Genomic DNA, 14,882 nt, shown 5'->3' on the forward strand with positions numbered 1-14,882 from the left:
CGCGGCGGGCATTTCGCCCGCGATTCGTCGGCAATTCGCCGGCAGTCAGGACGACAGCGCGGCGGGTTCCTGCGTGTTGCTTGATTCAGCCTCGTCCAGATCGACGCACTGCCCGTAGGTCGGCACCTCGCACCGCCAGTGCAGGCTCTCCGAGATGCGCCGGCGCATGGCGTCCGCAGCAGCGGGTTCGCCATGCGTGACGAACGTCCGCACGGGCGCGCACTGCATCGTGCCGAGCCACTTCAGAATCTCTTCGTAGTCGCCATGGGCCGACAGCGTCGTGATCGACTCGACCTGAGCGCGCACGCGAACGTACTCGCCATGAATCTTCAGCGTCGGCTCGTGCGCCGCCAGCGCCGCGCCGCGCGTGCCGGCGGCCTGGTAGCCGACCAGCGCGATCGTGTTGCGCGCATCGGGCGCATAGCGGGTCAGGTGATGCAGCACGCGCCCGCCCGTCGCCATCCCGCTGCCGGCGATGATGACCATCGGGCCGTGGTGTTCGGCAATCGCCTTCGACTGGTCGACCGAGCGGATCATCGTCGCCGCGTGGCCGAGCGCGTTCGCGTCGGAGACGGTCAGGCGGTGCTCGAGGATATGGTGGCGATAGATCTCGGTCACGTCCGTCGCCATCGGGCTGTCGAGGAACACCGGGACGCGCGCCATGCGGCCGGACGCCTTGAGGCGCGCGATGTAGTGCAGGATTTCCTGCGCGCGGCCGACGGTGAAGCAGGGCATCACGACGACTCCGCCGCGCGCGAAGGTCTTGTCGAACATCGCGGCCAGTTCGTTCTCGGGATCCGACGTCGGATGGAGCCGGTCGCCGTATGTCGATTCCACGACCAGATAGTCCGCATGCGCGGGCGGGCGCGGCGGCTGCATGATCGGGTCGTGATACCGGCCGAGGTCGCCCGAGAACGCGAGCACCTTGTGATCCCAGTGCATCACGACGCTCGCCGCGCCGAGGATGTGCCCGGCCGGGAGCAGGCGGAACGACAGGCTGCCGCCCAGCGCCGTGCATTCGTCGAAGGCGACGGGCTTCAGCAGGCGTAGCGCGCGCTGCGCATCGTCCAGCGTGTAGAGCGGTTGCGCCGGATGATGCTTCGAGTAACCGTGCCGGTTCGCGAAGTCGGCTTCCTCTTCCTGCAGCCGCGCGCTGTCGCGCAGCATGATGTCGCAGAGTTCGGCCGTGGCCGCCGTGCAGTACACCGGCCCGCGATAGCCTTCGCGTACCAGCACCGGAAGATAGCCGCTGTGATCGATGTGCGCGTGCGTGAGCACGACCGCACTCAGCGTGTCGGGCGCGAGCGGCAGCGCTCCCCAGTTGCGCAGCCGCAGGTTCTTCGTCCCCTGGAACAGGCCGCAATCGACCAGGACGCGCCGGCCGCCGTGCTCGACCAGATACTTCGAGCCGGTCACCGTCTCGGTCGCGCCGAGAAATGTCAGTTTCATGGATTGCCTCACCGGAAGTCGACGGAACAGTAAGTCGATTAGATTCCGAACGCGCGGGCAGCGGTTGACCGAAATCAGGAATTGAGGGATCACCATGCCGTCCGGGCGAGAATCCCCGACGGCGCCCGGTTTGACGACGATCAACCTCGAGCCGCAGTGGCGGCAGGATAGTGATTTCGTGCGCGCATGCGGTGTCGTGTCGTGACCCGTTATCCGCGCATGCCGTGCGCGCGATGTGTATCGGCATCACGAGTCTTTCGGGATGAACCCATCATGACGTTGATCGCCAATCTGGATGGCGCCGGGCCCCTTTACCGGCTGTGCTTCGTCCGCTCGCCGTGGGCGTGGTTCACATGCTTGCCGCTCGACGAGCAATGCGGCGAGCGCTGGGCGGACGTGCCGTACCAGAATGCCGCGAAACCGCCGTACAGCGATTCGCGCGCGCAACTGCTCCGGGTCGCGTTCGACGCGCCGAGTCTTTTGCCGCCCGAGGCGGGGCGGCACGGGCATGCGTGGAGCGTCCAGCAGATCAACCACGGCGCGGCGCCATGGCTGCGCAGCGAGGATTTCGTCGATGCGTTGACGCTGACCGTGCCGGCCGGGGCGACGCTCGCCACGTTCGTCGAAAGGATCGAGGCCGCCGGCGGCACCGTCTACGGGCCGCTCGGCTGGGCGGAATTGCCGCCGTGGCAGCGGCCCGACGTCGCGGCGCAGACGGGCTGAATGGGGCCGGACGGGCTTGAATGGGCCTGAAACGGAGCTGAATGCCCGTGCGGCGCGCGTGTCAGCCCGCGTCGCCCCAGCCGCCGCCGAGCGCGACGTAGAACGCGACCGTGTCCTGCAGGCGCTGCGCGACCGTTTGCAGCCACGCAATCCGCGCCTGATGGTATTGCACGTCGGCGACCAGCAACTGGACGTAGCCGGCGATCCCCGCGTCGTAACCGGCTTGCGTGAGTTTCAGAGCGTCGCGGGCCGCGGCCATTGCGCGCGCCTGCGCATCGAGTGCCGCCGCGTCGTTCGCAAGCGCGCGCAACGTGTCGGCCACCTGCGAGAACGCCGACAGGACGACCTGCCGATAGGTCGCATCGGCTTCGTCGTACGCATCCTGCGCGGCGCGCCGCTGGTTCAGCAGCGTGCCGCCATGAAAGATCGGCGCGGCGAGCCCGGCGCCGACACTCCATGCGCGGCCGGCCGGCGCGAACAGCGTGCCGGCGACGACGCTTTCGAACCCGCCCGATGCGGACAGCGTGAGGTTCGGGTAGAGCGCGGCCGTCGCGACACCGACCTGTGCGCTGGCCACGTGCAGTTCGGCTTCGGCCCGCAGAATGTCGGGGCGGCGGCGCACCAGCGACGACGGCGCCGTGTCCGGCAGGCTGGCGGGCAATTCGATCCCGTCGAGCGACAGGTCCGGCGTCCGCCAGTCGACCGGGTAGCGGCCGGCCAGCAGCGCGAGCAGATCGTCGGCCTGCGCGCGCTTCTGGTCGAGCGCGGGCAGCGTCGCCTCGAGCGATGCCCGCTGCGATTCCAGCGTCAGCACCGCGACGTAGGCCGCCGCGCCGGCCGCCACCTGTACGCGCGTCAGACGAATCTGCTCGTCGAGCAGGCCGATCATCTCGCGCGTCGCCGCGGCTTCGTCGTGATAGGCCGCGCGCGCGACCATCGTATTGACGACGTTCGCGGTCAGCATCAGATACGCGCCCGCCAGCGCCTGCCGTTGCGCATCGACGTCGGCCTTGAGCGCTTCGACCTGGCGCCGTTCGCCGCCCCACAGGTCGAGCGTGTAGCTGACCGTCGCCGACAGCGTGAACAGGTTGAAGATCGATGCCGGCAATGCCTGGCCGGTACGCAGCGGCGTGGCGCGCTGGCGCGACGCGCCGGCCTGTGCATCCACCTGCGGAAAGAAGATCCCCTGGCCGGCCCGCAGCGCGTGCTCGCTGCGCCGCAACGTCGCTTCGGCGAGATCGAGCGTCGGGCTGCCGGTCAGTGCTTCGTCGACGGTCGAGTCGATCGCGCGGCTGCCGAAGCGCGTCCACCAGTCGCGCGTGAGCGCCGTGTCCGCCGACAAGGCCTGCGTCCGTCCATCGCCGGTCCAGGGGCCGGACGCCGCGCCCGGATCGTCCGGCGGCACGAAGCGCGCGACGCGCGGCGCGGGCGGCGGGACGAAATTCGGCCCGACCGTGCATCCGGCGAGCAGCACGGCGACGGCCAGCGCACCGGCTCCGCGGTGCAGCGTGGGTGCGCGACGGGCTCCGTTATTTGCCTGCGACGTAGACATCGACGATCTGCCCGGGAAACAGCCGCACGTTCCTGTTCGGCACGATACGGAAAATGACCGGCAGCACGCGCACGTCGACGCGCTCGGTGCGCTGGTCGGACAGCTCGATCTTCGGCGTGACGTACGGCTGCACGCGCACGAACTGAAGGTCGGCCTCGACTGACGTCCCGCGCACGAACATGTGCGCCTTCAACGCATGCAGATCGGGTAGCTGGTGGATCAGGATTTCGTCGATGTAGCAGCGCACCTGCAGCTGGTCGGCCGGTGTGCCGAGCACCACGACCGGTGTGCTGCCGCGCGTATAGGTGTCGTAGAGCCCCTGGGAGTTCAGGTAGGCCCCGACCGCCGCGTTCATCGCCAGAACGGTCCCGTCGGCCGGCGCGCGCAGCGTGTAGCGGGCGAGCAGGGCGGCCGCCGCATCCGCCGCGCGTCGCAGCGCGATGGCCTGCGCTTCCTGGTTGCGCACGTCGTAGCCCCAGGCACCGGCTTTCGTCAGGCGATACTGCCGCGTGACGACGTCCAGGTTGGCCGCCGCGACGCGCACCGCGTTCGCGGCCGTGTCGAGCGCGTCGCGGCTCACCGCCTTCGGATCGATGTCGTACGCGTGCCGCTGCTTGTCGTACTGGTCCTGGGCGAGCTTCAGGCTCGCCTGCGCGGCCGCGGTTTGCGCACTGGCCACGTCGAGCACCTCGCGGCGCGGCTGTGCCTTCAGTTCGCCGAGCAGGGCGACGGCCGCGTCGGCCTGCGCCGCGAGCTGGGCGGCGGTGGCGCGCTGCACCGCGTCGTCGATCGTCAGCAACGCGTCGCCGGCCTTCACCGGATCGCCGTCGTGCACGAGGATGCGCGTCACTGCGCCCGAGACGTCCGGATAGACGTTCACGTTCGCGCCGGCCGGTTGCTCGCTCTCGACGATGCCGTTCGCATAGACTCCGCGCGCGTACGGATTGGCGGCCGGCTTGAATACCGGCGGCTGCGGCGGCTCCTGGCGGCTGTAGAGCCACGCGGCGGCGACGCTTGCCAGGAAGCCGAGCACGGCCAGCACGAACACGAGGCGGTGCTTCATCGCGCACCTCCGCGCTCGATTCCGTTCAGCCTGCCGTCTTCCATCCGCAGGATGCGATCCGCGTATTCGAAGATCCGCGCGTCGTGCGTGACGATCACGATGCAGCGCGTGTCGCTCAGCACCTTGTGCTTGACGAAGTCGATGATCATGCGGCCCGTGTCGCCGTCGAGCGACGCGGTGGGCTCGTCGAGGATCAGCAGGTCGGGCTGGCTGACGATCGCGCGCGCAATCGCGACGCGCTGCTGCTCGCCGCCGGACAGCTTGACCGGCGGGAGTTGCGCGCGGTTCGCGAGCCCGACGACGTCCAGGTACGTGTGCGCTTCCTTGATCGCGTCGTCCCACGGCCGGCGCTTCAGGATCAGCGGGATCGCGACGTTTTCCGCAGTGGTGAGCCGCGGGAACAGGTGGTAGTCCTGGAACACGAAGCCGATCCGGTTCAGCCGGAAATCGGCGATCGAATCGTTCGACTGCGCCCACAGATCGACGCCGTCGATCGACACTGAGCCGTCGTCGGGCCGAAGGATGCCCGAGATTACGCTGAGCAGCGTGGTCTTGCCGCTACCGGACGGCCCGACGATCAGCAGCATCTCGCCGAAGTTCGCCTGGATCGATACGTCGCGCAGCGCCTGCGTGCGTGCATCGCCTTCGCCGAACCATTTGCTGACGCCGCGCGCGTCGATCGCGATGCCGGCCATCGTCAGCCCCGGAAGATGTCGAACGGCTCGATGCGCAGCACGCGCCGCACGCCGAGATAGCTCGAGATCGTTGCGATCACGACCACCATGCCGAACGCGAGCGACAGGTTGCCGTAAGTGATGAGCGCCGCGTAGTCCGGAATCCTCAGTTTGGCGAGCGTGATCATCAGCACGCACAGCCCGACGCCGATACCGTAGCCGGTCAGCGCGGTGAAGGTCGCCTGGAACAGGATCATCGCGACCAGCTCGCGGCTCTTCGCGCCGATCGCCTTCAGCGCGCCGAACTTGTCCAGGTTCTCGAGGATGAACGCGTAGAACGTCTGCCCTGAAATCGACAGGCCGATGATGAAGCTGATGATCGTCATCAGCATGATGTTGGTGCCGAGGCCCGTCTCGTACTTGTAGAAGCGCGCGATCTGCGCGATGAATTCGTCGCGCGTGTACGCGCGATAGCCGAGCGACGTCACCACCGCCTTGATGTGTGCAACGTCCGCATCGGACTTCGGCTCGACGAGGATGTACGAGGTCGTGAAGCGCGGCGACGGAATGTAGCGGATCGCGCGCGCGTACGTGGTGTAGAGCGTCGGCGTGCCGAACAGGCCGCTCGCGGCGACCTTCGCGATACCGACGATCACGCCGCGATGGTCGTTCAGTTCGAAATCGGTGCCGACGGACGGATTCTCGAGCTTCCGAAACTCGGGATCCTGAATCGCGATGAAGCCGTTTTCCGCGTAGATGTCCTCGATGCGGCCCTGCAGCATCGTCGGGCGGCCGAACAGGCTGGCGTCGTCGAGGCCGACGACCGTCACGGCCTGGTAGGTGCCGGAACGCAGCTTGACGAGCGCGCCGCCGGAATAGAGCGGCACCGCATACTTGACGCCGTCGATGCTGCGCACGGCGTCGAGCACGTAGTCGGGCATGCCGATGCTGTTCGCGATCGTCTTCACGGCCGGGTCCATCACCCAGACCTTCGCGCCAATATTGATGACCGACGCCGACGACTTGTTCAGGATGCCGGCGAATAGCGACGTCATCTCGATCATCAGCAGTACCGAGAAGGTGATGCCGACGGTCAAGGCGGTGAATTTCGCACTGTCGTTGACGAGCAGCTTGAACGCGAGACGGAGGATACCGTTCACGATGACGAATCCAGCGCGTCCGGTCCGTGCCGCTGATGTCCGGACGACGCGGGATCGAGCTGCGCGATGAACGCGACGATGCCCGACACCAGCGCAATGATCGCGTACGGAACGACCGTCTCGTCGATCAGCATCGCATGCACGACGCCCAGCAGCGAAGCGAGCGCGATGAACACGCAGAGCGTCGCAAGCGCGCTTCGGTATGGCAGACCCATCATGACGTTCTCCCGGGAAGCGGCCGCCGTGGACGGCGTTGCCGTCAACGTAGCTGCCACTGGTTGCGCAAGACATGGCGTCATGATCGCGTGCCGCGCTCCGGCACGATTGATCTGTATCAACGGACAAATTCCGGTGTCACGGGCGCGACTCGTCGATCAAGTCATCTGACCAATCGTCTTGCGGAATCGCGTGAGCGACAGCAGGAACAGCACGCAGCCGATCGCGAACAGCGCGGCAAACTGGGTCCACACCGCATCGAGCCCGGCGCCGCGATACAGGATGCGCTGCGCGAGCTCGACGAAATGGGTGGTCGGCGCGGCCAGCATGATGTCCTGCACGACGGGCGGCATGCTTTCGCGAGGCGTCAGTCCGCCCGACAGCAGTTGCAGCGGCAGCAGCACGAGGACGAGCAGCATGCCGAACTGCGGCATGCTGCGCACGAGCGTCGCGAGAAAGATCCCCATCGACGTGGTCGCGAACAGGTGCAACGCCATGCCGGCCACGAACAGCGGCACGGACCCGGGAATCGGCACGTGCAGCGCGCCGCCCACGACGAGCGTCAGCGACGCGACTGCCGCCGTCGCGACGACGAGCCCCATCGACCAGACCTTCGCGAGCATGATTTCCGCCGCGGTCACCGGCATGACGAGCAGATGCTCGATCGTGCCGTGCTCGCGCTCGCGAATCAGCGCGGCCCCGGTGAGGATCATCGACAGCATCGTCACGTTGTTGATCAGCTCCATCAGCGCGCCGAACCAGACTTCGTCGAGATTCGGGTTGAAGCGCATCCGCATCGCGAGATCGACGGGCGGCAAGGACGTGCCGCGATGGCGCCGCACGAAGGCATCGATCTCGCCCGCCACGATCTGCTGGACGTAACCGCCGCCGGTGAACGCCTGCGTCATGCGGGTCGCATCGACGTTGAGCTGGACCGTCGCGTGGCGGCCGGCGAGCACGTCGCGCTGGAAGTCGGGCGGAATGTCGAGCGAGAATGTGTAGTCGCCGTTGTCCAGCCCGCGATCGGCCGCGCCGGCGTCGACGATCGGCGGCGGTGCGAATTGCGGCGGGAAGAACGCCGCCGCGATGCGCGCCGACAGCGGCGACGCATCCTCGTCGACGATCGCGATCGGCACCTTGTGCAGCGTTTCCGGGCGGGCGGTGGCGGCGACGTAGATCGACGCGCTGAACGTATAGACGATGAGCGCGAGCAGGATCGGGTCGCGAGCGAGGCTCCACAGTTCCTTGACCCCGAGCCGGAAAACGACGAGCAGGCGGGACATGGTCAGCGCTCCTGCTTGCGCAGCAGCACGCCGGTCATGACCAGGATGACCGGCACGGCCGCGAGCATCGGCCAGAACTGGGACGACAGGTCGGCCAGCCCGAGCGCCTTGTTGTAGACGCCGCGGCTGATCGCGAGCATGTAGGTGGCCGGATAGACGGTGCCGATCCACTTGCCGCTGCCCTCGAGCGACGACAGCGGCGTGAGCAGGCCCGAAAACTGCACGACGGGAATCAGCGTGCCGACGATCGTCATGAAGATCGCGGCGATCTGGCTGCGGGTGAACGTCGACGCGAACAGCCCGATGCCGGTGGCCACGACGTTGAATATCAGCACCGCGGCCGCCAGCGTCGCGAAACTGCCCTTGATCCGCACGCCGAACACGACGTCGGCCAGCACGACCATCAGCAGGAAGTTCAACATGGCCAGCATGACGTACGGCGCCTGCTTGCCGAGCAGGAATTCGGCCCGCGTGACGGGTGTCACGTAGAGGTTGACGATCGACCCGAGCTCGCGTTCCCGCACGACGGCGAGCGCGGTCAGCATCGCGGGCAGCATCAGCAGCAGCATCGGCATGATCGCCGGAATCATCGCCGGCAGGCTCTTGACGTCGGGGTTGTAGCGATAGCGGATCGCGATGTCCACGGCGGGGACGAGCGACACGCCGAGCCGGCGCTTCGCCTGGTCGCGCAGCCAGTTTTCGTGCATGCCGGCCACGTAGCCGCGGATCGTCTCCGCGCGCATCGGCATCGCGCCGTCGACCCATGCGCCGATCTCCACGCGGCGGCCCCGCGCGACGTCGCGCGCGAAACCGGGCGGGATCTCGAGCGCGAGCGACAGCTGGCCGTTGCGCATGCGGCGCTCGATGTCGCGGTCGTCCGCGAGCGGTGCGCGCGGCACGAAATAGCGGGAACCGGCGAGATTCTGCGCATAGTCCTGGCTCAGGATCGACTGATCGCGGTCGAGCACCGCGAACGTCAGGTTGTCGACGTCGAGACTGATCCCGATGCTGATCACGCACATCAGCACGAGCGAGCCGAACAGCGCCAGCGTCGCGCGCAACGGGTCGCGTCTCAGTTCCAGCACTTCGCGCCACAGATAGCTGCCGGCGCGCGCCGGGCTGAACCATGCGGCCGCATGGCCGGTGCCGGCCGCAGCGGGCGGCGCGGCGAGCCAGCCGGCGTCGGACGGCGCATCGGCCGTCGTGCCGTCCGACCCGCCCGCGCCATCCGCTTTCTGCGCGTCGCTCAGGTAGCCGATAAACGCGTCCTCGAGCGTGGCCGCGCCGCGCAGGCGCACCAGTTCCTCGGGCGCGGCGCTCGCGAGCACGCGGCCCGCATGCATCAGCGAGATGCGGTCGCACCGCGCGGCCTCGTTCATGAAGTGCGTCGAGATGAAGATGGTGACGCGATCGTTGCGCGCGAGCTCGATCATCAGCCGCCAGAAGTCGTCCCGCGCGACCGGGTCCACGCCCGACGTCGGCTCGTCCAGGATCAGCAGCTCGGGCTTGTGCACCATCGCTACCGCGAGGGACAGCCGCTGCCGCATCCCGAGCGGCAGGCGCTCGGGCAGCGCGTCGAGTGCGTCCGTGAGCCCGAAGCGCGCGATCATTTCGGTCACGCGTGCGGGCACATCCGGTTCCGGTACGCCGAACAGGCGCGCGTGCAGCACGAGGTTTTGCCGGACGGTCAGTTCGCCATAGAGCGAAAACCCTTGCGACATGTAGCCGACGCGCCTGCGCGTGTCGATGTCGTTCGCGGTGATCGGTCGGCCGAACAGCGTCGCAGTACCTTCAGACGCGGGCAGCAGGCCGGTGAGCATCTTCATGGTCGTCGACTTGCCGCAGCCGTTGGAGCCGAGAAAGCCGAAGATTTCGCCGCGGCGGATCTGCAGGCTCACGTGGTCGACCGCGACGAAATCGCCGAACCGCATCGTCAGCGCGTCGGCCTCGATCGCGTAGCCGGCCGCCTGATCGGGCTGGAACGGCGCGATCACGACCGGCTGGTGTCCGCGCCGGCGGGCCTCCGGCAGCAACGCGATGAACGCGGCTTCCAGCGTGTCGCAACCGGTGCGTTCGAGCAGCTCGCCGGGGCTGCCGGTTGCCAGCACGCGGCCCGCGTCCATCGCGATCAGACGGTCGAAACGTCGAGCCTCGTCCATGTACGCGGTGGCGACCAGCACGCTCATCGCCGGGCGGGCGGCGCGAATGCGTCCGATCAGCTCCCAGAACTGCGCGCGCGACAGCGGATCGACGCCGGTCGTCGGTTCGTCCAGGATCAGCAGGTCGGGATCATGGATCAACGCGCAGCACAGGCCGAGTTTCTGCTTCATGCCGCCGGACAGCTTGCCGGCCGGGCGATCCAGGAACGGCTGCAGGCCGGTGCTGCGTGTCAGCGCGTCGATCCGGCGGCGGCGCTCCGCGGCATCGTGGCCGAACAGTCTCGCGAAGAACTGCAGGTTTTCCTCGACCGACAGCGTCGCGTACAGGTTCCGGCCGAGGCCTTGCGGCATGTAGGCGATGCGCCGGCATACGCGCGCGCGATGACGGCGCGACGACAGGTCGCCGTCGAGCGTCCATACGCGGCCCTGCTGGATCGCGCGCGCGCCGGACACGAGCGCAAGCAGGCTCGACTTGCCGACGCCGTCCGGCCCGATCAGCCCGATCATGCAGCCGGCGGGGATGTCGAGGGTCACGTCGTCGAGCGCGTACTTGTCGCCGTAGCGCAGCGAGACGCCGGACAGCCGGGCGACCATGCGCGGATCGGCCGACACCGGCGAACGGTCGATCGATCCCGCATCCGTCTCGACGGGCGTCGTCGCATTCATTGCGGCACCCTGATCGCGAGGCGATCCGGCCAGCCCGCGTGCGGATCGGTCTTCAGCCACGCGACGCCCGGCAACCCGGTCTTCACGAGTTTCAGGTGGCGCTGCAACAGATCGCGATCGATGCGCGCCTTGACCCGGAACATCAGCTTCTGCCGCTCGGTGGCCGTCTCGACCGTCTTCGGGGTGAACTGCGCGGTGCTCGACACATAGGACACGCGTGCGGGAATCACGTATTCCGGTGCCGCATCGAGCACGATCCGCACGTCGGCGCCGAGCGGGACCCGGCCGACGACCGCTTCGGGCAGGAAGAACGTCATGTAGACGTCGGACAGGTCGACGACGTTGAGCACCTTGCCGCCTGCCGGCAGGACTTCGCCCGACTCGGCAATCCGGTACTGGACGCGCCCGTCGCGCGGCGACGTCAGTTCGCTGTCCGAGATGTCGGCCTGCACGCGCGCCACGGTCGCCTGCGCGGCCGTCACGGCCGAGCGCGCCGCGACGAGCTGGGCCCGGGTTGCGTCGACGGCGGCCTGGGCCGCTTCCACCTGGGCGCGTGCGGCGTTCACCGTCGCGCGCAGGCTGCCGGCGCGCGCGCGATCGTCGTCCAGTTCCTGCATCGACGACGCCCCGTCGCGCGACAGCGTTTCGGACCGCGCGAGCCGCCGCGAGGCCGCGTCCAGCTCGCTTTCCCGCTGCACGACGACGGCCGCGGCCGCGGCCTTGTCGCTGCGGCGCTGCGCGACCTGCGCGTCGACGCTCGCCGCGGTGTTCACCGCCTGTTGCTCCCGCGCCCGTGCCTCGTCGAGCTGCGCCTGCAGGACGACGACGTCCATGCGGGCGAGCGGCTGGCCGGCCGTCACGAAGTCGCCTTCGTCGACGAGCATGGCGGTGACGCGCCCCGGCAGCTTGGTCGCGACGTCGATTTCGGTCGCCTCGATGCGGCCGTTGCCGCTGACGAGCCCCGCATCCGTCTGGCCGTCGCGCCAGCGCGTCCACCCGTAGTACGCGAGGCCGATCGCGAGCACGGCCGCACCGACACCGATCAGAAGAGGGCGCGGGATGGTTTTCATGGTGTGTTGTCCGAGTCTGTCGAAAGGGGAGCCGTTGCCGCGGCGGTCTTGCCGGTGTCGATCACGCCGCCGCCGAGCGCGCCGTACAGCGCGACGCGGCTCGAGAGCAGCGCACGACGGGTCATGACCAGTTGCTGCTCGGCGTTCATCAGGTCCCGTTGCGCATCGAGCACTTCGAGGAAGCGGGTCGCTCCGCTGTCGTAGCGCAGCTTCGCGAGGCGTGCCCGCTCGGCCTGCGACGCCAGCGTGGCGCGCTCGATGGCGACCTGATCGGCCAGCCAGTGGCGCGCCGCGAGCGCATCGGACACGTCACGGAACGCGCGCTGGAGCGTCTTCTCGTACTGCGCGAGCGCCTCGTCGCGTTGCGCGTGCGAGAGCGCGAGATTCGACCGGTTGCGGCCGCCGTCGACGAGCGGCAGCGTGACGTTGGGAATCACCGACCACACGCCCGCTCCGGACGACAGCAGGTCATGCAGCGCGCTGCTTCCCGAACCGATCGCGCTCGTCAATGCGATGCGCGGAAAGAATGCCGCGCGCGCCGCGCCGATGTTCGCGCGGGTCGCCTCGAGTTCATGCTCCGCCGCGATCACGTCCGGACGCCGGGTCAGCAGCGACGAAGGCAGGCCGGGGGCGAGCGACGGCAGCACCGCACCGTCGTCGAGCGCGAGCGGCGTGGCGGCCAGCGCGGGCGGCGCACCGACGAGCAACGCCAGCGCATCGGCCGCCGCCGCGCGGGCTTGCTGCAACTGGACGCCGAGCGATTCCGCCTGCTGCAGCAGGATCTCCGATTGCGTCAGGTCGAGGCGCGAGATGGCGCCGGCCGCGTGACGGAGCCGGAAGATCCGCAGCGATTCACGGCGTGTGTCGATCGTCGCGCGTGTCAGCGCGATGCGTTCGTCGATCTCGCACAGCGTCAGGTACGCGTCCGCTACGCCGGTGACGACGCTCAGCGTCACCGCCTGCCGGGCCGCATCACTCGCGAGGTAGCGCTGGAGCGCCGCTGCTTTCAGGTTGCGCACGCGGCCCCAGAAATCGATCTCCCATTGCGTCTCGGCCAGCTGGACTTCATAGACCTGGCCGATGACGGGCGCCGGGGAGAGGAAGCCGCCCGGCGTGCGAAACCGTGCATAGGCCGCGCCCGCACCGATCGTCGGCCATTGATCCGCGCTGCGGATGCCGTAGACCGCGCGAGCCTGCTCGACGCGTGCAACCGCCGCGCGCAGATCCCGGTTGTTGGCGAGCGCCTGCCCGATCAACGCGCGCAGGCGCGCGTCGACGAAGTAAGCCTGCCACTCGGGCACGGGCGCCGCCGCTGTCGCGTCGGCGGAAGGATCCGGAAAGGATGCGGGAATCGGTGCGACCGGACGCTCGTCCGGTGGCGCAAGCGACAGGCAGCCCGACAGCAGCCCCATGCCCGCCGCGAGCGCAATGGCACGCAAGCGCCGCATGGCGGCAGGATGAAAGCGAACGGGAGGCGCGGCAGCGCGCATGGGATGCCTCGTCGAATACGAAAATGCAGGAATACGGGATGGCGCAGCCCTCCAGGCGTCGCCGATTCGGATTCACTTATATCCGACGAATGCCGGGTTTCCCCTTGATCTGTGTCACTCGGGCGGGAATGCGTTTCGAGCGGCCCCTCGCTTGACGCGCGGGTCGCCGCGTGCCTCGGCCGGTTTCGTGATGGCGTGCCGGACCGAACCACGCGGTGCCCGTCACGGGCGGTCGCCCGGCCTGAGATTGAGCAGCACGACGAACGCGAGGATGCTGGAGATCAGCGTGACGATCGAGTACCGGAACACTTCCTCGTCGAACAGCATCCCGTGAACGATGCCGACCAGCGACGCAATCGCGATGAACACGCTGAGCGTCGCGAGCATGATGCGGTACTGCTTGTGGATCATGACGGTCTCCCGGAAAGCGATGGACGTCGACGGTCATACGAATGCGAAACGTCCGTGTTGCTGCGGTTTTGGCGACGTCTGCGGATTCATGATCGCGTCGCGCCTCGTCGCGCGGTTGATCTGCGTCAACGGGCAAACCGGCCATCGCCTGCCCGCCAGACTCTGCCGCCAGCCCGCCTTTGATTGATCCTCGTCAAGCCGCCGGCGCGGCCGTGGGCGATGCTGAACACGGTGTCGCACGCATTCGCTCGCGAGCTTTGCGGCCGGCACGGGCCGACGGGAGACCGACATGAAGTCCGATGCAGTACTCAAGCAGGATGTCGAGCAGGCGTTGTTCTGGAATCCGGCGATCGATGCGCGCCGGATCGACGTCGAGGTCCGCGACCGGATCGTGACGTTGCGCGGCACGGTCGACAGCTGGGCCCAGAAGCTCGAGGCGCAGAAAACGGCACTGCACATCGCCGATGCGCGTGCGCTGGTGCTCGAGCTGAATGTCGACCCGCCGGAGAACGCCTGCGCGGACCAGGAACTGGCGATCGCGATCACGTTCGCGCTCGGATGGCAGGATGCGCTGCGCGATCACAAGATCGGCGTCGAGGTCGATCACGGCTGCGTGACGCTCGACGGCGAAGTCGATCATGCGTATCAGAGCCGGGCAGCGGAAGCGATGGTGAGCCGGATGATCGGCGTCGTCGGCGTGGCGAACCGCATCCGGGTGCGCGCCGACCATACGGTGCCGGACGTCGGCGTCCGGATCGCCGAGGTGCTTGCGCGTCGTGCGCAGCGCGAAACCGCGGGAATTTCGATCGACGCAACCGACGGCATCGTCACGCTGACGGGCACGGTCGCGTCGCTGGCCGAAAAGCGCGCCGCATGCGGCGCGGCCGGGTCGGTGAAGGGGGTCCGGCAGGTCGTCGACCGGCTGACCGTTTCCTGACCCGCTTGCACGTGCTGTCTACTACCAGG

Annotated in this window: 13 protein-coding genes; 2 read left to right on the forward strand and 11 right to left on the reverse strand. The window is 68.3% G+C overall.

What is annotated here, in order from left to right:
* Positions 1 to 45 precede the first annotated feature (45 nt).
* The gene (locus tag LGM71_RS26895; protein ID WP_174907433.1) at positions 46 to 1,449 is read right to left on the reverse strand and encodes an MBL fold metallo-hydrolase RNA specificity domain-containing protein; all 1,404 of its coding nucleotides are present in this window, start codon (positions 1,447 to 1,449) and stop codon (positions 46 to 48) included.
* A gap of 273 nt (positions 1,450 to 1,722) precedes the next feature.
* Between LGM71_RS26895 and LGM71_RS26900 the strand changes: the two genes are divergently transcribed.
* A complete protein-coding gene (locus LGM71_RS26900) occupies positions 1,723 to 2,172 on the forward strand; it encodes a hypothetical protein (RefSeq protein ID WP_124625261.1) in 450 nt (149 codons plus the stop codon).
* A 61-nt stretch (positions 2,173 to 2,233) separates the two neighbouring features.
* Here LGM71_RS26900 and LGM71_RS26905 read toward each other — a convergent pair whose 3' ends face one another.
* The 10 genes from LGM71_RS26905 to LGM71_RS26950 all read right to left on the reverse strand — a co-directional run bounded on the left by LGM71_RS26905 (position 2,234) and on the right by LGM71_RS26950 (position 13,916).
* Positions 2,234 to 3,724, reverse strand: a complete 1,491-nt coding sequence (locus tag LGM71_RS26905) for an efflux transporter outer membrane subunit (RefSeq protein ID WP_226117464.1) — start codon at positions 3,722 to 3,724, stop codon at positions 2,234 to 2,236.
* Positions 3,702 to 4,787, reverse strand: coding sequence for an HlyD family secretion protein (locus LGM71_RS26910; protein WP_226117465.1), 1,086 nt, complete (start codon positions 4,785 to 4,787; stop codon positions 3,702 to 3,704). The genes LGM71_RS26905 and LGM71_RS26910 overlap by 23 nt, the downstream gene beginning before the upstream one ends.
* Entirely contained in the window at positions 4,784 to 5,488 is a 705-nt protein-coding gene (locus LGM71_RS26915; protein ID WP_174919943.1) for an ABC transporter ATP-binding protein, read from the reverse strand. Before LGM71_RS26915 ends, LGM71_RS26910 begins: the two co-directional genes overlap by 4 nt.
* Entirely contained in the window at positions 5,485 to 6,621 is a 1,137-nt protein-coding gene (locus tag LGM71_RS26920; protein WP_226117467.1) for an ABC transporter permease, read from the reverse strand. The genes LGM71_RS26915 and LGM71_RS26920 overlap by 4 nt, the downstream gene beginning before the upstream one ends.
* Positions 6,618 to 6,839 (reverse strand): DUF2964 family protein, encoded by a 222-nt coding sequence (locus tag LGM71_RS26925; protein WP_059602720.1) that lies wholly within the window; start codon positions 6,837 to 6,839, stop codon positions 6,618 to 6,620. The genes LGM71_RS26920 and LGM71_RS26925 overlap by 4 nt, the downstream gene beginning before the upstream one ends.
* 156 nt (positions 6,840 to 6,995) lie before the next feature.
* Positions 6,996 to 8,120, reverse strand: a complete 1,125-nt coding sequence (locus LGM71_RS26930; protein WP_124625249.1) for an ABC transporter permease — start codon at positions 8,118 to 8,120, stop codon at positions 6,996 to 6,998.
* Positions 8,121 to 8,122: 2 nt separating this feature from the next.
* Positions 8,123 to 10,945 carry a ribosome-associated ATPase/putative transporter RbbA gene (rbbA, locus tag LGM71_RS26935; protein WP_319000404.1) on the reverse strand — a complete coding sequence of 941 codons (2,823 nt, stop codon included), beginning with the start codon at positions 10,943 to 10,945 and terminating at the stop codon, positions 8,123 to 8,125.
* The gene (locus LGM71_RS26940; RefSeq protein ID WP_124625243.1) at positions 10,942 to 12,015 is read right to left on the reverse strand and encodes an HlyD family secretion protein; all 1,074 of its coding nucleotides are present in this window, start codon (positions 12,013 to 12,015) and stop codon (positions 10,942 to 10,944) included. Before LGM71_RS26940 ends, rbbA begins: the two co-directional genes overlap by 4 nt.
* Positions 12,012 to 13,505, reverse strand: a complete 1,494-nt coding sequence (locus tag LGM71_RS26945; RefSeq protein ID WP_413226915.1) for an efflux transporter outer membrane subunit — start codon at positions 13,503 to 13,505, stop codon at positions 12,012 to 12,014. The genes LGM71_RS26940 and LGM71_RS26945 overlap by 4 nt, the downstream gene beginning before the upstream one ends.
* A gap of 222 nt (positions 13,506 to 13,727) precedes the next feature.
* Positions 13,728 to 13,916: a DUF2964 family protein gene (locus tag LGM71_RS26950; RefSeq protein WP_059602737.1), complete on the reverse strand. Its 189-nt coding sequence runs from the start codon at positions 13,914 to 13,916 to the stop codon at positions 13,728 to 13,730.
* Positions 13,917 to 14,205: 289 nt separating this feature from the next.
* Here LGM71_RS26950 and LGM71_RS26955 point away from each other — a divergent pair, with 289 nt between their 5' ends.
* The gene (locus tag LGM71_RS26955) at positions 14,206 to 14,853 is read left to right on the forward strand and encodes a BON domain-containing protein (RefSeq protein ID WP_226117469.1); all 648 of its coding nucleotides are present in this window, start codon (positions 14,206 to 14,208) and stop codon (positions 14,851 to 14,853) included.
* Positions 14,854 to 14,882 lie beyond the last annotated feature (29 nt).

The organism is Burkholderia sp. AU33545 (genome assembly GCF_020419685.1).
Lineage (GTDB): Bacteria > Pseudomonadota > Gammaproteobacteria > Burkholderiales > Burkholderiaceae > Burkholderia > Burkholderia diffusa.